This window comes from Tellurirhabdus rosea (assembly GCF_026278345.1).
In the GTDB taxonomy this organism is placed as follows: domain Bacteria; phylum Bacteroidota; class Bacteroidia; order Cytophagales; family Spirosomataceae; genus Tellurirhabdus; species Tellurirhabdus rosea.
Genome location: NZ_CP111085.1, coordinates 3,628,723 through 3,646,535, shown reverse-complemented (window position 1 = coordinate 3,646,535; position 17,813 = coordinate 3,628,723). Strand labels below are relative to the sequence as shown.

Sequence of the window (17,813 nt, the reverse complement as noted above, 5' to 3'; positions counted from 1 at the left end):
TCCTTTTGGAGAGCGTCTGTCAATCAACCCTTTATCGGTATGCCTGATTTTCTGCACAACGGCAAGCTATACTACAACCCCGTCGAATTTGCGATGGATCACATCGGCGGAACCTGGAAAATGCCCATTCTGTGGCGGCTCAACAAACAGGTCATGCGCTACAGCGAACTGAAGAAATACCTGCCTCACATCAGCCATAAGATGCTAACGACGCAGTTGCGCGAACTGGAAGGGCACGGTTTCATTACCCGGACGGTCTTTCCGGTGGTGCCTCCGCACGTGGAATACGCCATTACCAGCAAGGGAAAACGGATTATTCCGGTTATCGAAACGATTCGGCAATTCGGCCGGGAACTGATGGATGAGTACGGCATCGAAGAGGGAAAAAAGGGGTCGGCCGGAGACCGCTAACCCGGCTGATTTCCCCGAAAAGGCCCGGTAGTTTCCCGTTTTTATTAACCGGCAATCGGTCTCCCTTCACGAATCCGCAACTTACCGGTGCAAACCCATTTCCTGACCCTACTTTCCTAACGCTTGCGTCTATGACAACCGCCACCAAAACCGCCCAGAAAACCTGTTTTGTCGTCATGGGTTTTGGCAAGAAAACCGACCTGGCCACCGGTCGGAAGCTGGACCTCGACAAATCGTACCACGCGCTGATCAAACCGGTGGTCGAGGCCAAAGGCATGATCTGCATCCGGGCGGACGAAATCCTGCATTCCGGCCCCATCGATCTGCCGATGTACCAGCAGCTGCTGACGGCCGATATTGTAGTGGCTGACCTTTCGACGGCGAATCTGAATGCGTTTTACGAACTGGGCATCCGCCACGCCCTGCGCCCCCGGACCACCATCGTTATCTCGGAGGACCAGCTCGGCTATCCGTTCGATCTCAACCACATTCTGATCAACAAATACACGCATCTGGGCGAAAACATCGATTATTTCGAAGTGATCCGGTTTCAGAAGCACCTCGGCGAGACGCTGGAGGCGGTCCTCAACCGGGAAGAGCCCGACAGCCCCGTCTACACCTTTCTCGACGACCTGATTCCGCCCTCCCTGCGTCGAGAGGCCGAAAAGACCGCCAGCCGCGTCGGCGAAGCCCTGGCCCAGGCCCAGCCGCATCCGGCCGAGGGCGAGGCCAGCCAGACCCTGTCATTCATCATCCGGCAGGGCGAAGACGCCATCAAGGCCAAGAATCACGAAAGTGCCAAAAACCTGTTCCGGACGGCTCTCACGCTGGTCAACTGCGACCTGACCCAGCGGGTGCCTTCGAGCAACGCCTACCTCGTTCACCGGCTGGCCCTGGCGACCTACCGCGCCCAGACCCCCACGCCCATCGAGGCCCTGAAAGAAGCCAATCAGTTGCTGGACAAACTGGATCTGGCGCATACCAACGACTCCGAAACGGTGGTGCTGGCCGGGGCGATCGAAAAGAAACTGTACGAAAGCGGGCAGGGCGACGCCCACCTGAAAGACGCCATTCTGTATTTTCAGCGGGGCTTTTACCTGCACCATAACCGCTATAACGGCATCAATCTGGCTTATCTGCTCAACTGCCGCGCCCAGAGCAGCCTCAATACCACCGAAGACGAACGGCTCGCCGACCGGGTCTGGGCAAACCGGACCCGCCGGGACGTGCTGGAAATCTGCGAACAGGAATGGGACCAGCTGATGCGCCGGGAAATGGCCGCCACCCAGGCGGGCGCCGCGGCCGAGAACGCCCTTTCGCAGGACCATCAGGCCAGCGCAAACGAGCTTAAGTTCTGGATTCTGGTCAACAAGGCGGAAGCCTGCTTCGGGCTGGGCATGACCGAAGATTACACGGAGTTCCGCGACCAGGCCGAACAAATCGGGCATGAGCCGTGGATGATGAAAAGCTTTACCGATCAGATCGAACGGCTGAAGAAGGTGTTGTAGGGCCGGTTACGCTTTGCGCTCCCGCCCGTCCAGCGCCAGCCGGATGAGTTCGGCGGTATTTTTGACGCCCGCCTTGCGCATGATGCTGGCCCGCTGGTTGGCCACCGTGTTCGGGCTGATGTCAAAGCGGCTGGCAATGTCGCGGCTGCTGAGTCCTTCGGTGATGCAGCTCAGAATCTGGGCTTCGCGCTGGGTTAGTTTTTTCCAGACCGAACTGCTCTGATCGACCGTAGCCGCTTCCGGGGCGTTTTTCGGCCGGACCCAGTGCCGGATGATGACCGACGAGACGTTGGGCGTGTAGTACAGATCGCCCGCCGCCACGGTCCGGATGGCCCGGAGCAGTTCATCTTCGCCGGTATCCTTCGGAATGTAGCCCGAAGCGCCGTTGTTGACCGCACTGAGGATGTAATCGGGATTGTGATGCATGCTGAAAATGAGCACCCGCACGCCGGGAAACTGCTGACTCACGACCTTCGTCACCTCAATACCCGACATCCGCGGCATGGTGATGTCTACCAGCATCACGTCGGGGCGCAGTCTGGGAATCAGCGAAACGGCCTCTTCTCCGTCGATAGCCTCCCCAACGATCTCCAGATCGGTTTCATCCTCCAGCAGCATCCGGATGCCTTTGCGCACGACGGAATGGTCATCGACAATCAGAACACGTATCGGCATACACTTATGAATTTGTTTTGTGAGGTGTGAGGGTTTAAGGTTTAAACCCTCACACCCTTATTTCCACCTTTGTCCCCGTTTCGGACGAGGCGATCCGCAGGTCGGCTTTCAGGAGCCGGGCGCGGGTTCGCATGTTTTCCAGCCCGCCGGAATGGACTTTTTCTGCCTGAAACCCCCTCCCGTCGTCCGTCACCCGCAGCACCAACCGCTCGCCCTCCAACCCCAGCGTTACGTGGATTTCGGCAGCTCCGGCATGCTTGACGGCGTTGTTGACGGCTTCCTGGGCGATCCGGTACAGGCTGATTTCCGTTGCCGGAGCCAGCCGTTCGGTAGCTTCTTCGGCTTCAAAAGTCACCGGTATGCCCGACGAGCGGCCCACCTGCTCGGTCAGCAGTTGCAAGGCCGCTGCCAGTCCGTAGTCTTCCAGCACCGAAGGCATCAGGTTCTGCGACACGTGGCGGGTGGTCTGGATGGTTTCCTGCACCAGTTCCGACAAATCCGCCAGGCGTTGTTGCTGCTTCTCGTCGGCAAACGGGCCTTTTTTCAGTTTTCCGACATGCAGCCGGAGACCGGTGAGCATCTGGCCGATGCCGTCGTGCAGGTCCCGGGCAAACCGGCGGCGTTCTTCCTCCTGCCCTTCCAGCAGCGCCGCCGAACGGACGGTATCCTCGGCCCGTTGCAGGCGGTATTTCTCTTCGGTGGCCTCCACCAGCTGGGCCTGCGTTTGCAGCAGACGTTCGTTGGTATCGGCCAGCTGGTCGTTGGCCCGCCGCAGCGCCTCCTCCGACTGGGTGAGCCACCAGATGACGTTGCGCGTGTGCCGCACGACCGGCCGGAAAATGAATAAGCCTTCCAGCAAAACGACCAGCAGCGTGGCCAGTCCGAGGGCCCACTCGACCCGCTCCAGGTGCCGGATGCGTTCGGTGTTTTCGGCATCGAACCGGAACACAATGTCGTTCATTTGCCCCAGATACAGCGGCTCTTCGCGCAGAACGGCCCCTAACGCCGCCTTCCGGTCGGCATCCGGCAGGTCCGCCGCAGAAATCTGCCGGAAATTACGGTACATCGTCTGAAAAACCGGCTCCAGTTGCGCAAACATCTGGTCCAGCTCCGCACTTTTTCGAACCTGAAACGGCTTTTCCATCACCAGTTCCCCCTTCCGCAACTGGATATGGCTCTGACTCCAGACATCCAGCAGCGAATCGAACGGCACCGTATCCGCCGCCGGAATGCCTTCCGTTCGCAGCAGGGCCAGCTTGGTCAGGCGCTGGCTCAGCATCCGCTGCCGCCCGGCCACGTTCAGCACCCGGCCGTCGTCGTACTGATTCCGGATGGTATGCCGCACGAACAGCAGGCCGCTGATGGTCAGCACCCCAATGGCCGAAAGAGCCAGCACATAAAACCGGGTCAGGCGCCGGGCCACCCGGCGGTCGAGATGGTCTGTCATCGGTTTTCGGTTGTCCGTTTTCAGTTTTCGGTTGTCCGTTTTCGGTTTTCGGTTAGTCAATTGCTGCGGAACAACTGAAAACTGAAAACTATAAACTGACATAAACCTGCCCACCTTCCACCTTCACCGGGTAAGTTTCGATGCGGTAGTCCTCGTCGGTGAGGCAGGAGCCGTCGCGGAGGGAAAAGGTCTTTTTGTGGAACGGACAGGCCACTTTGGGTTCGTCGCCCTGACTGCCGATCAGTCCCCGCGACAGGGCCATCTGCTGCCGGTGCGGACATTCGTTGGTGGTGGCGTACCACTCCCCGCGCCGGGCAAAGTTGAAAATCGCGATCTGCCGACCTTCCAGCAGAACACAGGCGCCGCCATCGGCCGGCACATCTTCCACCCGGCACGCCAGGTGCCAGGTGGTCGAAAGGGTTTCGGTTAGTAAGGTTTCCATCTTGTTCTGTGACCCCGGAGTTCAGCCGGGAAATTGGTTCATTCAGCTAAAGCCCGGGGATACTACCAACCTTTCGCCCGGACCTGCTCCCGCATGGGTTCGAACTGCACGCTGGGGTCTTTCTGGTCCGGCTGGTTCACGAAATGGGCAAACCGGCGACGGATTTCGGGCGTCTCGACGGCCTCTTTCCATTCGCAGGCGTAGTTGTCTACCAGCGCCTGCATCTCGCGTTCGAGGTCGGCGGCGATGCCTAGTACGTCGTCGACGACGACGGCTTTCAGGTAGGTCATGCCGCCTTCCAGCTTGTTGAGCCAGGTAGCGGTCCGGGTCAGCGGGTCGGCGGTTTTGATGTAAAACATCAGGAACCGGTCGATCAGGCGCAGGCAGGTTTCCTTGTCCACGTCCGATGCCAGCAGCTGGGCGTGCTGCGGTTTGGAGCCGCCGTTGCCGCAGACGTACAGGTTCCAGCCTTTTTCGGTGGCGATAATGCCGAAATCCTTGCTCTGCGCCTCGGCACATTCGCGGATGCAGCCCGAAACGGCCGATTTCAGCTTGTGCGGCGAGCGCAATCCCTTGTAGCGTTCTTCCACTTCAATGGCGAACGAGACCGAATCCTGCACCCCGAACCGGCACCAGGTCGAGCCGACGCAGCTTTTCACCGTCCGCAGCGATTTGCCGTAGGCGTGTCCGCTCTCAAAGCCGGCGGCAATCAGTTCTTCCCAGATTTGCGGCAGGTCGCTCACGTGTGCTCCGAAGAGGTCGATACGCTGGCCGCCGGTGATTTTGGTATACAGGCCGTACTTCTTCGCCACCTGCCCGATCACGATCAGCTTCTCCGGGGTTATTTCGCCGCCCGGAATCCGGGGCACCACCGAATACGTGCCGCCTTTCTGGATGTTCGCCAGATAGCGGTCATTGGAATCCTGAATCATCGCGCGGTCCTTGGCAAGGACGTTTTCGTTCCACAGGCTGGCCAGCAGCGACGCTACCAGCGGTTTGCAGATTTCGCAGCCGTCGCCTTTGCCGAAATGGTCCAGCACCGCGCCGTAGGTCCGCAGGTCGTTGATTTTGACCAGATCGAGCAGTTCCTGGCGTGAGTAATCAAAATGTTCGCAGACGACGTTGCGGATGTACTGGCCCTGGGCTTTCAGCACGCCCTGGAGGAGATCTTTCACCATCGGTGTACAGCCCCCGCAGCCGGTACAGGCTTTGGTCGCTTTTTTCAGGGCGTCGATGCTGGTATGGCCGTTTTCGGCCACCTCTTTGCAAATCTGCGCTTTGGTGATGGCTTCGCAGGAACAGATAAGCGCGTCGTCGGGCAGACTCATCACGCCCGCCGCGCTGTCAGCGCCGCTTCCGCCGCGGGCGCCCAGAATCAGGTCTTCGGGGTCGGGCGGCAGGGCCATGCGGTTTTTGCAGGTTTGCAGCAGCATGTTGTACTGTTCGGCGTCCCCCACCAGCACGCCGCCAAGCAGTTCTTTGCCGTCGGCCGACACGTTGATGCGCTTATAAATGCCTTTCGCCCTGTTTTCGTAGCAGATAGTGCGGCAGTCAGGGCCTTCCGCGAAGGGATTGCCGAAGCTGGCGACATCCACGCCGATCAGCTTCAGTTTTGTAGACATATCGTAGGGCCGGAACGCCTTTTCTTCGCCCGTCAGGCGTGAGGCAACGACCTCGGCCATCTCGTAACCGGGTGCCACCAGGCCGTAAATCATACCGTGGGCCAGGGCGCATTCGCCGATGGCAAAAATGGCCGGGTCGGAGGTTTGCAGAAAATCATCGACCACGATGCCGCCCCGTGGGTGGGTGTCCAGCCCGGCGGCTTTGGCCAGCTCGTCGCGGGGACGGATACCGGCCGAGATGATCAGCATGTCTACGTCCAGTTGCGTATCGTCGGCGAACGCCATGCCCGCAAACGTTTCGTCGCCGAGCAGTGTCCGGGTGTTTTTGGACAGGTGAATCCGCAGCCCCAGTTCCTCCAGTTTGCGCTGGAGGACGGCCGAACCGGCCTCGTCGATCTGCCGGGGCATCAGGCGCGGGGCAAACTCGACCACGTGCGCTTCGTCCAGACCGAGGTCCAGAAGCGCCTTGGCGGCTTCCAGGCCGAGCAGTCCGCCGCCGAGTACGGCCCCTTTGCGGGCCTTACGGGCGTGCGCCTGAATCATTTCAAGGTCTTCGATGGTGCGGTAGACGAAAACGCCTTCCTTCTCTACGCCCGGCACCGGCGGCACAAACGCACCCGAGCCGGTGGCCATCACCAGATAATCGTAAGGTACAACCAGCCCGTGATGCGAATGCACCTCGCGGCGGTCGCGGTCGATGTGCAGCACCGGGTCCGACAGGTAAAGCTGAATGCCGTTGTCGGCGTACCAGTTGTCCGGAGCCAGGGCGAGATCCCCGGCGGTCTTGCCGTCGAAGTACGCGCTCAGGTGTACGCGGTCGTAAGCGGCACGCGGTTCCTCGCCGAATACCGTAATCGAAAAGTCTGCCCTGTTGTGAGCCTTCGCTACGAGCTTTTCGCAAAACTTGTAGCCTACCATGCCGTTGCCAACAACAACAATTCGTCTGCTTGTACCCATGGACATAGTTATTTGTAACTATAAAATTGGTAAGACGCTCTTTTTTTATATAACTATTCTCATAAATGGCAGTTTGACGAAGAATAATTACAAGCCAAACTTAAATCGTCTTTTTTAAAATTCCTAACTTTTTATTTCGACAAAGCTCTGTTTTTAAATTAAAATTTGGCAAAAACACTTGTTTTGTAAAATTATACCTCTACTTTTGAACCAAGAAATCGCACATAGTACAAAATACTACAAATAGTACTTAAATAATAGTACCTCTTTAAACAGTGAAGCCTATGCGCCCCCGACTGACACTGGTAGGAGCGGGTCCGGGAGACCCGGAACTGATTACGCTGAAGGGCCTTCGGGCACTCCAGACGGCGGGGGCCGTGCTCTACGACGCGCTGGTTCACCCGGCTCTCCTCGACCACGCTCCGGCCTCCGCCGAACGACTGTTTGTCGGCAAGCGGCGCGGGCGCTGCGAGTTCGCCCAGGAGGACCTGAATCATCTGATTGTGGAATACGCCCAGCGTTACGGGCATGTGGTGCGGCTCAAGGGCGGCGACCCGTTTGTGTTCGGGCGGGGTTTTGAAGAACTGACATTTGCGCGGGAATTTGGCATCGAAACGGCGGTCGTACCGGGCATTTCGAGCAGCTATGCGGTGCCGGCGCTGGCCGGAATTCCGCTGACGAGCCGAGGCCTGAGCGAGAGTTTCTGGGTGCTGACCGGAACCACCCGGTTTCACCAGCTCTCGGGCGACATCCACGCCGCCGTCCGGTCCAACGCCACCCTGGTGATCCTGATGGGCATGCAGCATCTCGACAGGATTATGCGGCTGCTGTGCGGAGCAGGAAAAGAAGATTTACCGGTAGCGATCATACAGAATGGAAGCTGCGCCAACGAACGGGTGCTGTTCGGCCTGGCGGGAACAATTGCGGAAGAGGCTGTTTTGGAAGGGTTCTCAAACCCGGCGGTCATTGTGGCCGGGGAAGTCGTATCACTGAACAAGGAATTTTTTACGCAGACCAACAAGGTGGCCGTCGACCAGTTGCTCGACTCGCTGGGCGTAGGCGGCCGACCGGGAATTGCGTAATCAAACAGTCTTGTGGCCTACGGAATGGCAGTTCCGGAACGCCACAAAAATGCCCTGTCCGGTGGCAGCCTGACAGGGCGGGTAAAACCCAGTTTAAGCATGTTCCAACTTAAACCAGTCCAAATGTATGAGAAAACTCGTACATCCCAAAACTCTTTTGGGTTTCGTCGGCCTTAGCCTTCTCTCGCTGAACGTTCAGGCCCAGTTCACCCTCGGCGGCCAGCTCCGCACCCGTTCGGAATACCGCGACGGACAGGGCACCCTTCTCAAAGTCGGTGACAAACCGGCCTTCTTCACCTCCCAGCGAACCCGCGTAACGGCCTCGTATACAGGCTACCGGCTGAAGTTCGGCGCGACGCTCCAGGACGTTCGGGTGTGGGGGCAGGATGCGTCCACGATCAACCGCGTCACCAACCAGGATTTCAACGGCCTGCTCATGCATGAGGCGTGGGGCGAGGTCAGCCTGCTGGATACGACGGTCAAAACCAGGGAATTCGCCCTGAAGGTCGGTCGGCAGGAACTCGTCTACGACGACTCCCGGCTTCTCGGCAACCTCGACTGGCTCCAGCAGGGGCGCCGTCACGACATGGCGCTGCTGAAATACGCGGCCAACGGCTGGATGCTGCATGCCGGGGTCGCCTACAACCAGAACGCCGAACGCAAGACGGGCGCAATCTACAACGGCATTCCGACGGGCTACACGGCCGGGACCAACGCCATCGGCAGCCTTTACAAATCCCTCCAGTTCGTTTATCTGGGCCGGAAATTCTATGCCGGAAACTTCTCGTTCCTCGTTATCAAGGACGACTTCAACAAGTACGCCATGACGCTGCCAGCGGGCAGCACGGTAGCCACCCGCACCAACATTCCGGGCGTCTGGAGCCGGGTCACGTTCGGCGGCTACTTCACGGGTCAGTTCAAAAAGCTGGGTCTGAAAGGCGAAGCCTACTACCAGACGGGCAAAGACAAGGACGGCCTCACGGTCAAAGCGGCCCTGCTTTCGGGTCAGTTGACCTACAACACCAGCCGCCGTACCAGTCTCGGCCTCGGGCTGGACTACACGACCGGCAACGAACCGACCGCTTCGGGCACCACCACCCGCCGGTTCGACCCGCTCTACGGCACGCCGCACAAGTTCTGGGGCCTGATGGATTACTTCTACGTCGCCGACGGCTTCGGACGGGGCGGCCTGACGGACCTGTACTTCCGGGCCCGCTACAAGCCCACCGACAAACTGAATTTTGCGCTCGATGCCCACAGCTTCCGGTCACCCAACACGGTTCTGAGCGGCGACAAGAAGGAACTGAGCCAGAACTTCGGCGAGGAAATCGACCTGATTGCCAATTACACCCTCACCAAAAACATCGGACTGGAAGGCGGTTACTGCACTTTTCTGGCGACCGAATCGCTGGCTGCCGCGAGCGTCAAGAACGTAACTACGCCGCAAAAACGCTCCAACTGGGCTTATCTGATGGTTAACCTCAAATTCTGAACCCCATGAAATTCACCAATCCCCGCTATAACAAAATGCTGCTGGCGCTGGTGCTGGTAGCCGGCCTGATTACGGGCTTCAAAACCCTGGAAACCAACGATGAGCCCATCCGGATCGGCTTCATCCCCCTGACCGACTGCGCGCCCATCGTGATGGCGAAAGAACTGGGACTTTTTGAAAAATACGGCGTCAACGTGGAGGTCCGCAAGGAAGCTTCGTGGGCCAACATCCGCGACAAGGTCCTGACCGGCGAACTCGACGCGGCGCACTGCCTGTACACCATGCCGTTCTCGGTCTACACCGGCGTGGGCGGCAAGGCTGGTTCCGAAATGTACGTCGCCATGATTCTGAACAACAACGGACAGGCGATTACGCTTTCCAACGATTTCTGCGGAAAAGTGGGCTTCAGACAGACCGGCAAGGTCGCTCCGGTGGTGATGAACAAACTGAAGGCCGAGAAGGAAGTCACCTTTGCCATGACCTTCCCCGGCGGCACTCACGACCTCTGGCTCCGCACCTGGCTTTCGGCCGCGGGCGTAGACGCCAAGAAACTGAAAGTGATCACCATTCCGCCGCCGCAGATGGTCGCCAACATGAAAGTAGGCAACATGGACGGCTTCTGCGTCGGCGAACCCTGGAACGGCGTGGCCGTGAAACAGGGCATCGGTTTCTCCGAAATCTCAACCCAGGACATCTGGAAACACCATCCCGAAAAGGCGCTGGTGGCGAATAAGGAATTTGCCACGAAAGACCGCGAGAAGCTGAAGCGCGTGATGATGGCCGTTATGGAAGCCTGCAAATGGCTCGACAGCCCGGCCAACCGCAAGAAAGCCGCCGCGACCATCGGCCGGGGCCCGTACGTGAACGCGCCCGCCGACGTGATCGAAAACCGGATGATGGGCACCTACGACCTCGGCTGCAACCAGGGACAGGAAATCTACGGCGACGATTACATGACCTTTTTCCGCGGTGGTCAGGTGAATTTCCCGCGCAAGGCGCACGGCATCTGGGCGATGGCGCAGTACGTGAAGTTCGGCTACCTGAATCAGGCGCCGGATTACAAAACCATCGCCGACAAGCTGGTTTTGCAGGATCTGTACAAGGAAGTGGCGGCGAAAATGGGCGTCAAAGTCCCGAACGACGACATGAAGCCCTTCAGCCTGACCCTCGACAAAACGCCTTTTGACCCCAACCGTCCGGAAACGGCCCTGGCCCGCAAATAAGCTAACCGCCTCCGGACTACAGCTCAGGGTTTAGCTCCCCTGCCCGACGTTATGAAAACCTGATTCCATTAACAAAACCCTGAGCTGATTTTCACTCCTTTTTCTCATCCCCATGGAAGCAACGAACTCATACTCATTATCGGTCGAAGAAACCTCCGGCCGGATTTCGGAAGCGGTCTCAAAAATCGCGCTGAAGGCAAAAGGAACGGCCATTTCCCTGCTCTACTCGGCCGCGGGCATGGCCACGCTGCTGGGCCTGTGGGCGCTGGTCAGCAAGGTGACCAATAATGAAATTCCGACGCCCGCCGCCACCTGGGAAGTGTTCCGGACGCTGATCGAAGACCCGTTCTACGACGCCGGTCCCAACGACAAAGGCATCGGGCTGGTGCTGTGGAGCTCGATTCTGCGCGTCCTGACGGGTTTTGCGCTCGGTTCGGTGGTAGCCATTCCGCTGGGCGTGCTGATGGGCGCCAATGCCTTCTGCCGCAAAGTTTTCTACCCGATTGTGCAGATTCTGCGTCCGGTTTCGCCGCTGGCGTGGTTCCCGATTGGCCTGATGTCGTTTCAGTCGGCCGAGTCGGCAACCATTTTCATCATCTTCATCACCTCGCTCTGGCCGACGCTCATCAACACGGCCTTCGGGGTCGCTTCGCTGCCCGCCGATTACCGCAACGTGGCGAAAGTCTTTGGTTTCTCGACCTGGAAATACCTCACCCGAATCCTGATTCCGTACAGCATTCCGCACATCATCACCGGTCTGCGGCTGTCGATTGGCGTGGCGTGGGTGGTCATCGTGGCGGGCGAAATGCTCTCGGGCGGCATCGGCATCGGTTTCTTCGTCTGGGATAGCTGGAACGCCCTGAGCCTCGAAAAAGTCATCTCGGCCATCCTCATCATCGGTTTCGTCGGCCTCGCCCTCGACCGCCTGTTCACCCTCATCGAAAAGCGCGTCTCATACCAGGGGTGAAAAGTTGAAGGTTGAACGTTTAAGGTTGAATGTTTAAAAGTTTAGGGTTTATGGTTTATGGTTCGCAACCCTTCCTTATAGCTGATAGCCAGCCAATTACCACGTTAAACCATAAACTCTAAACTCTAAACCACATCCCCTCTGATTTCAAACGAAAACTTCCCATGTCCCATATCTCCTTACAAAACGTAGAAATCGCTTTTTCGTCCGCTAAAGGTCGTTTTGTGGCCGTGCGGGATATCAACCTCGACATCGAGCGGGGCGAAATCATTGCCATCATCGGTCACTCCGGCTGCGGCAAATCAACCATCCTGAACGCGATTGCGGGCATGGTGAACGTCAGCCGGGGCGACGTCCTGATTCACGGCAAACCCGTCAATGGACCGGGGCCCGACCGGGGCGTGGTGTTTCAGCACTACTCGCTGCTGCCCTGGCTGACGGTCGAAAAGAACATCCTGACGGCCGTGGATTCGGTATTAAAGGATAAAACAAAAGCCGAAAAAGCGGAGACGGTTGAATACTTTCTGAAGGCCGTGAACCTGTACCAGCACCGCCACAAACTGCCTTCGGAGATTTCGGGCGGCATGAAACAGCGGACGGCCATTGCCCGGGCCTTTGCCATCAACCCCGACATTCTGCTGCTCGACGAGCCGTTCGGGGCGCTCGACGCGCTGACCAAAAGCACGATGCACGTCGAACTGCTGAAGCTCTGGAACCTCGACAACCGGAACAAGACCATCGTCATGGTCACGCACGACATCGAAGAGGCCATCTTCCTGGCCGACCGCATCGTGGTGATGACCGACGGCCCCGCCGCCACCATCCGCGAAATCGAAAACGTCACGCTGGACCGTCCGCGCCACAAGAAAGACATCGCCCACGACCCCCGCTACAACGACATCCGCGACCGCCTGCTCGAACTGCTGGTCGACAAACTTTCTATTGCTGACATCGCTGTATAACCCTTTTGTATGAAAACCACAGGCAAACTTACCCAACTGAACCTGCTCTCGGCTTCCGGTATCGGGATGCGGACCTTTCACATCACCTGGCTGACGTTCTTCTGCTGCTTTTTCGGCTGGTTCGGCATTGCGCCGCTGATGCCCATTATCCGCGAAGACCTCGGCCTGACCAAACCGCAGATCGGCAACACCATCATCGCCGCCGTATCGATGACCATTTTCGCCCGCCTGCTGATCGGTCGGCTGTGCGATACGGTGGGGCCGCGCCTGACCTACACCTGGCTGCTGGTGCTGGGCGCGATTCCGGTCATGGGCGTGGGCCTGGCGAACAGCTACGAAACGTTTCTGCTGTTCCGGCTGGGCATCGGGGTCATTGGGGCATCGTTTGTCATTACGCAGTTTCATACCTCGGCGATGTTTGCCGACAACATCAAAGGCACGGCCAACGCGGTGGCGGGCGGCTGGGGCAACCTCGGCGGCGGCGTCACGAACATGGTCATGCCGCTCATTCTGGCCGGCATCGTGGGTCTGGGCTACGCACCCCACACGGCCTGGCGGCTGGCGATGATTCTGCCGGGCGTGATGCTGCTCGTGATGGCGTTCGTCTACTACAGATTCACCAAAGACACGCCGGAGGGCAATTACGCCGACATCCAGCGCGATACCACGGCCAAAGCGGCCCCGGTTTCGTTCGCAAAGGCGGCCTCCGACTGGCGCGTATGGGCCCTGTTTCTGGCCTACGGAGCCTGTTTTGGCATCGAAATCACCTTCGACGGGGTGGCGGCCCTGTACTTCGTGGACACCTTCCACCTCGACGTGGCGACGGCCGGTTTGTGGGCGGGCGTGTTCGGCTTCATGAACATCTTCGCCCGGGCACTGGGCGGCATCGTAGCCGATAAGGTCGGCAGACGCTACGGCATGCGTGGCAAAGGCCTGCTGCTGGCGGCGATGCTGCTGCTGGAAGGTCTCGGCATCATGTTCTTCGCCCAATCGGGCAACCTGACCCTGGCGATTGCGTCCATGCTGGGCTTCGCGATGTTCCTGAAAATGGCCAACGGGGCCACGTATGCCATTGTGCCTTTCGTGAATCCCCGGGCGGTGGGTGTCGTGAGCGGCATCGTCGGGGCGGGCGGCAACCTCGGCGGCGTGCTGGCGGGCTTCCTCTTCAAGTCGGAAAGCATCAGCTACGGGCAGGCGTTCCTGTATATCGGCATGGCCGTAGCGGCGGTGTCGATGCTGGTCGTCCTGACGCGATTCGAGAAGAAAACCGTGGAGCAACCCGAGCTGGTGGCAGAAGCTGTGTAAAGATTTTTGTATCGCGGAGTTAAGCGGAGAGGAGCAGAGTTTAGCGGAGATTTTTCTAAGAAACAACTCCGCTAAATCCCGCCCCCTCCGCTTAACTCCGCGAAATAACCCCCTTTAGTCCCATGACTCAACCCATCAAAACCACCTGTTGCTACTGCGGCGTCGGCTGTGGCGTGCTGGTTCATCAGGAGCGGCGGTCCGGCGATTCGGCCGGGCAGTTACGCGTCGAAGGCGATCCCGATCATCCGGTCAACCGGGGCATGTTGTGCTCGAAAGGCATGAACCTGCACTACACCGTGATGGATGGGTCGGACCGGCTGCTGTACCCGCAGATGCGCCCCAACCGCTCGATGCCCCTGCAACGCGTGAGCTGGGACGAAGCCCTGGAACGGACGGCGGCGGTGTTCCGGACCTTCATCAAAAAGTTCGGGCCGGATTCGGTGGGTTTTTATGTGTCGGGGCAATGCCTTACGGAAGAATATTACCTCGTTAACAAGCTGATTAAGGGCTTTATCGGCTCGAATAACATCGATACCAACTCCCGGCTCTGTATGAGTTCGGCCGTGATGGGCTACAAACTGACGCTGGGCGAAGACTCCGTGCCGGTCTGTTACGACGACATTGAAGAGGCCGACGTATTTTACGTGCAGGGAGCCAATCCCGCCTGGTGCCACCCGATTCTGTGGCGGCGCATCGAAGCGCACAAAGCGGCCAATCCGCACGTCAAAATCATCTGCGTCGACCCGCGCAAAACGGATACGGCCCGCTCGGCCGACCTGCACCTGCCCATCCGGCCCGGTACGGACATTGTGCTGAACCACGCCATCGGCCGGGTGCTGATCGAGCGGGGGTATATTGACCAGACATTTATTGACAATCACACGGACGGATTTACGGCCTACCGTGAAGCCGTCAGGCAACGCACCGTCGCCGAAGCCGCCGACATTTGCGGCGTTTCGGAAGCGGGCATCGAAGAAGCCGCCGAATGGATTGGCCGCTCGAAAGGCTTTCTGTCGCTGTGGACGATGGGTCTCAACCAGTCGGTCATCGGCGTCAACAAGAATTTAGCCCTCATCAACTTACACCTCATTACGGGCCGCATCGGCAAACCCGGCAACGGGCCGTTTTCGCTGACGGGCCAGCCCAACGCGATGGGCGGCCGCGAAGTCGGCGGACTCGCCAACGGCCTTCCGGCCCACCGCGACGTGACCAACGCCGCCCACCGCGCCGAAATGGAAGCGTTCTGGGGTTCGCCGGTGTCGATTGCACCCAAACCCGGCCTGACCGCCACGGAGTTGTTTCAGGCTATGGCCAACGACAAGCTGAAGGCGATCTGGATCATCAACACGAATCCGATGGTGAGCATGCCGGATGTAAACGCGGTCGAACAGGCGCTGACGAACGGCCGTTTCGTGGTCGTGCAGGACATTTCGAACCGCGCCGACACCGTGCCGTTTGCCGATGTGGTGCTGCCCGCCGCCGCCTGGCTGGAAAAGGAAGGCACCATGACCAACGCCGAACGCCGGATTACGTACCTTCCCAAAGCCCTCGACGCGCCCGGTGAAGCCCTGCCCGATGCCGAAATCATCTGGCGTTTCGCCCAGAAAATGGGCTTCGGCGAAGCGTTCCAATACACCTCAGCCGCTGAAGTCTACGACGAATACGTCCGCATTTCGGAAGGAACCAACGTGGACATGACCGGCGTGAATTACGATCTGCTCAAGGCGAAACGGAGCATTCAATGGCCGTTTTCGAAGACAGGAGACAAGAGACAAGAGACAGGAGACAAGAGACAGGAGGCTGGAACGAAACGACTCTTCACGGACGGGCAGTTCTACACGGCCAATGGGCGGGCGCAGATTCATGCGGTGCCGGACGGGAACGAGTCGGAGCCGACAAGCGAGGATTTTCCGCTGGTTCTGACCACGGGTCGCGTCCGGGATCAGTGGCATACGATGACCAAGACCGGTCGCGTGGCAAAACTGAACCAGCACACACCGCAGCCGTTTCTGCAAATTCACCCCGACGATGCCCGGCAGCGCGGCATTGCCGACGGACAACTGGTCGAAGTGCGCAGCCGCCGGGGCCTCGTGCGCGTGAAGGCGCAGCTGACCGACGACGTGCGGCCGGGGCTGTGTTTTCTGCCGATGCACTGGGGCAAAATGCTCGACTCGACCCTGAACCGGGCCAACAACCTCACCAGTGCCCTCATCGACCCGCGTTCCAAAGAACCGGACTTCAAGTTTTCGGCCGTAGAGGTGACGCTGTACCGCAAACCCGCCGAGAAAATCATCCTCATCGGGGCCGGTTCGGCGGGACTGGGCTTCATCAACGCGTATCGCAACCTAAATTCAGAAGACGAAATTCACGTCTTTTCCAAAGAAATCTACCCGTTCTACAACCGCGTGCTGCTGCCCGACTACATCAGCGGAGCGCAGTCGTGGGAACAGCTGGTCAAACTCCGCGAGGACCAGTTTGCCGACGCCCGCATCGTGGTGCACAAGGGCGTCGGCATCGAGCATATCGACCGCAAAAACAAGGTGGTCATCGATAGTGAAGGGGCCGAGCATCATTACGATAAACTGCTGCTGGGAACGGGCAGCCGGGCGTTCATGCCGAAAGGCGTGCCCCGGTTGTCGGGAATTTTCAATATGCGTTCGCGCCTGGATGCGGATTCGCTGATGCCGTTTCTGCAAACGGAAAACCCGCATGCGGTCATCGTCGGCGGCGGTCTGCTGGGGCTGGAACTGGCCTCGTCGCTGCGGCATATCGGCGTGCGGGTGTCGGTCATTCAGCGTGTCAGCCGACTCATGGAACGGCAACTCGACCCGCTGGCGGGCGAACTGCTGTACCAGGAACTGACCGACCGCGGCATCGACATTTTCTTCAACGAAGAAGTGATGACCTTCCAGGGCACCGACCGGGTAGAGGGCGTGAAGCTGAAATCCGGCCGGACGCTGGCCTGTCAGGTGGTCGTGATGGCGATTGGCACCGTGCCGAATACCGAACTGGCCCGCGAAGCCGGTCTGGACCTGAACCGGGGCGTGGTCGTGAACGATTACCTGCAAACGTCGGACCCGGACATTTTCGCCGCCGGAGAAATCGCCCAGTGGCGCGGGCAGATGTGGGGCATCACGCTCGCCGCCGAGCAGCAGGCCGAAGTGGCCGCCCGCTTCATCACGGGCGACGTGTCGCAGCCCTACAAAGGCAGCCTGTCGATGAACATCCTGAAAATGGAAGGACTGCATTTGTGCAGCATCGGCATGGCCGAAGCGCCCGCCGGGGAGCCGGGTTACGAGGAAATTATCTTTACGGATAAGGCCAAACGGTATTACAAAAAGTGCATTGTGTACCGCGACAAGCTGGTCGGAGCCATTCTGGTGGGCGATAAGAACGAGTTTCAGGAATTCCGCGAACTCATCGCCAACGGCCTTGAACTGTCGGAAAAACGCCTGCAACTGCTCCGGGCGAGCAAGAAAGTGGACCCGGTGATGGGCAAGCTCGTCTGTTCGTGCAACAACGTCGGGCGCGGCAACCTCGAACGGGCCATCCAGGCGGGCTGCACGGACTTCAAAGAACTCTGCAAGACCACCGGCGCCGGCACCGGCTGCGGCTCGTGTCGGCCGGAGGTGAGGAGTATTCTGGAAATGGCAAATAGCCTGATAGTGAATAGTGAATTGGCGAATAGCGAATAAGCTCCGCTCTAGCTCTGACTCTTCA

General features: G+C 59.0%; 13 protein-coding genes. 9 read left to right on the top strand and 4 right to left on the bottom strand.

The features are described 5' to 3' along the window. The first annotated feature begins 39 nt into the window (after window positions 1-39). Together ORG26_RS15425 and ORG26_RS15420 are read left to right on the top strand one after the other, a co-directional pair. On the top strand, window positions 40-411 hold the full coding sequence (locus tag ORG26_RS15425) for a winged helix-turn-helix transcriptional regulator (protein ID WP_266363279.1): 372 nt from the start codon (window positions 40-42) through the stop codon (window positions 409-411). Between the two features lie 131 nt (window positions 412-542). Then, window positions 543-1,919 carry a TRAFs-binding domain-containing protein gene (locus tag ORG26_RS15420; RefSeq protein ID WP_266363277.1) on the top strand — a complete coding sequence of 459 codons (1,377 nt, stop codon included), beginning with the start codon at window positions 543-545 and terminating at the stop codon, window positions 1,917-1,919. A gap of 6 nt (window positions 1,920-1,925) precedes the next feature. On the opposite strand, the gene ORG26_RS15415 is transcribed toward ORG26_RS15420, so the two are convergent. From ORG26_RS15415 to nirB, 4 genes are all read right to left on the bottom strand, one after another. Continuing rightward, the gene (locus ORG26_RS15415; protein ID WP_266363275.1) at window positions 1,926-2,594 is read right to left on the bottom strand and encodes a response regulator transcription factor; all 669 of its coding nucleotides are present in this window, start codon (window positions 2,592-2,594) and stop codon (window positions 1,926-1,928) included. A gap of 49 nt (window positions 2,595-2,643) precedes the next feature. Next, complete coding sequence (locus ORG26_RS15410) at window positions 2,644-4,041, bottom strand: ATP-binding protein (RefSeq protein WP_266363273.1); 1,398 nt, start codon at window positions 4,039-4,041, stop codon at window positions 2,644-2,646. A gap of 88 nt (window positions 4,042-4,129) precedes the next feature. Further along, on the bottom strand, window positions 4,130-4,483 hold the full coding sequence (gene nirD / locus ORG26_RS15405; RefSeq protein WP_266363270.1) for a nitrite reductase small subunit NirD: 354 nt from the start codon (window positions 4,481-4,483) through the stop codon (window positions 4,130-4,132). Window positions 4,484-4,545: 62 nt separating this feature from the next. Further along, a complete protein-coding gene (gene nirB, locus ORG26_RS15400) occupies window positions 4,546-7,068 on the bottom strand; it encodes a nitrite reductase large subunit NirB (protein ID WP_266363268.1) in 2,523 nt (840 codons plus the stop codon). Between the two features lie 278 nt (window positions 7,069-7,346). On the opposite strand from nirB, the gene cobA reads away from it, so the two are divergent. The 7 genes from cobA to ORG26_RS15365 all read left to right on the top strand — a co-directional run bounded on the left by cobA (window position 7,347) and on the right by ORG26_RS15365 (window position 17,788). Beyond that, window positions 7,347-8,144, top strand: coding sequence for a uroporphyrinogen-III C-methyltransferase (cobA, locus tag ORG26_RS15395; RefSeq protein WP_266363266.1), 798 nt, complete (start codon window positions 7,347-7,349; stop codon window positions 8,142-8,144). Window positions 8,145-8,271: 127 nt separating this feature from the next. After that, window positions 8,272-9,636: an alginate export family protein gene (locus ORG26_RS15390; protein ID WP_266363264.1), complete on the top strand. Its 1,365-nt coding sequence runs from the start codon at window positions 8,272-8,274 to the stop codon at window positions 9,634-9,636. Between the two features lie 5 nt (window positions 9,637-9,641). Continuing rightward, a complete protein-coding gene (locus ORG26_RS15385) occupies window positions 9,642-10,859 on the top strand; it encodes a CmpA/NrtA family ABC transporter substrate-binding protein (RefSeq protein WP_266363262.1) in 1,218 nt (405 codons plus the stop codon). 112 nt (window positions 10,860-10,971) lie between these two features. After that, window positions 10,972-11,826: a nitrate ABC transporter permease gene (gene ntrB, locus ORG26_RS15380; protein WP_266363260.1), complete on the top strand. Its 855-nt coding sequence runs from the start codon at window positions 10,972-10,974 to the stop codon at window positions 11,824-11,826. 164 nt (window positions 11,827-11,990) lie between these two features. After that, window positions 11,991-12,788, top strand: a complete 798-nt coding sequence (locus ORG26_RS15375; RefSeq protein WP_266363258.1) for an ABC transporter ATP-binding protein — start codon at window positions 11,991-11,993, stop codon at window positions 12,786-12,788. Between the two features lie 9 nt (window positions 12,789-12,797). Next, a complete protein-coding gene (locus tag ORG26_RS15370) occupies window positions 12,798-14,093 on the top strand; it encodes an MFS transporter (RefSeq protein ID WP_266363256.1) in 1,296 nt (431 codons plus the stop codon). A gap of 122 nt (window positions 14,094-14,215) precedes the next feature. Next, window positions 14,216-17,788, top strand: a complete 3,573-nt coding sequence (locus ORG26_RS15365; protein ID WP_266363254.1) for a molybdopterin-dependent oxidoreductase — start codon at window positions 14,216-14,218, stop codon at window positions 17,786-17,788. Window positions 17,789-17,813 lie beyond the last annotated feature (25 nt).

What these genes read in the sequence shown, in the direction of transcription:
- ORG26_RS15415 (WP_266363275.1), bottom strand. Translation starts at nt 2,594, where the DNA reads ATGCCGATACGTGTTCTGATTGTCGATGACCATTCCGTCGTGCGCAAA.
- ORG26_RS15370 (WP_266363256.1), top strand. Translation starts at nt 12,798, where the DNA reads ATGAAAACCACAGGCAAACTTACCCAACTGAACCTGCTCTCGGCTTCC.
- ORG26_RS15425 (WP_266363279.1), top strand. Translation starts at nt 40, where the DNA reads ATGCCTGATTTTCTGCACAACGGCAAGCTATACTACAACCCCGTCGAA.
- ORG26_RS15375 (WP_266363258.1), top strand. Translation starts at nt 11,991, where the DNA reads ATGTCCCATATCTCCTTACAAAACGTAGAAATCGCTTTTTCGTCCGCT.
- ORG26_RS15410 (WP_266363273.1), bottom strand. Translation starts at nt 4,041, where the DNA reads ATGACAGACCATCTCGACCGCCGGGTGGCCCGGCGCCTGACCCGGTTT.
- ORG26_RS15420 (WP_266363277.1), top strand. Translation starts at nt 543, where the DNA reads ATGACAACCGCCACCAAAACCGCCCAGAAAACCTGTTTTGTCGTCATG.
- ORG26_RS15390 (WP_266363264.1), top strand. Translation starts at nt 8,272, where the DNA reads ATGAGAAAACTCGTACATCCCAAAACTCTTTTGGGTTTCGTCGGCCTT.
- cobA (WP_266363266.1), top strand. Translation starts at nt 7,347, where the DNA reads ATGCGCCCCCGACTGACACTGGTAGGAGCGGGTCCGGGAGACCCGGAA.
- ntrB (WP_266363260.1), top strand. Translation starts at nt 10,972, where the DNA reads ATGGAAGCAACGAACTCATACTCATTATCGGTCGAAGAAACCTCCGGC.
- nirB (WP_266363268.1), bottom strand. Translation starts at nt 7,068, where the DNA reads ATGTCCATGGGTACAAGCAGACGAATTGTTGTTGTTGGCAACGGCATG.
- ORG26_RS15365 (WP_266363254.1), top strand. Translation starts at nt 14,216, where the DNA reads ATGACTCAACCCATCAAAACCACCTGTTGCTACTGCGGCGTCGGCTGT.
- nirD (WP_266363270.1), bottom strand. Translation starts at nt 4,483, where the DNA reads ATGGAAACCTTACTAACCGAAACCCTTTCGACCACCTGGCACCTGGCG.
- ORG26_RS15385 (WP_266363262.1), top strand. Translation starts at nt 9,642, where the DNA reads ATGAAATTCACCAATCCCCGCTATAACAAAATGCTGCTGGCGCTGGTG.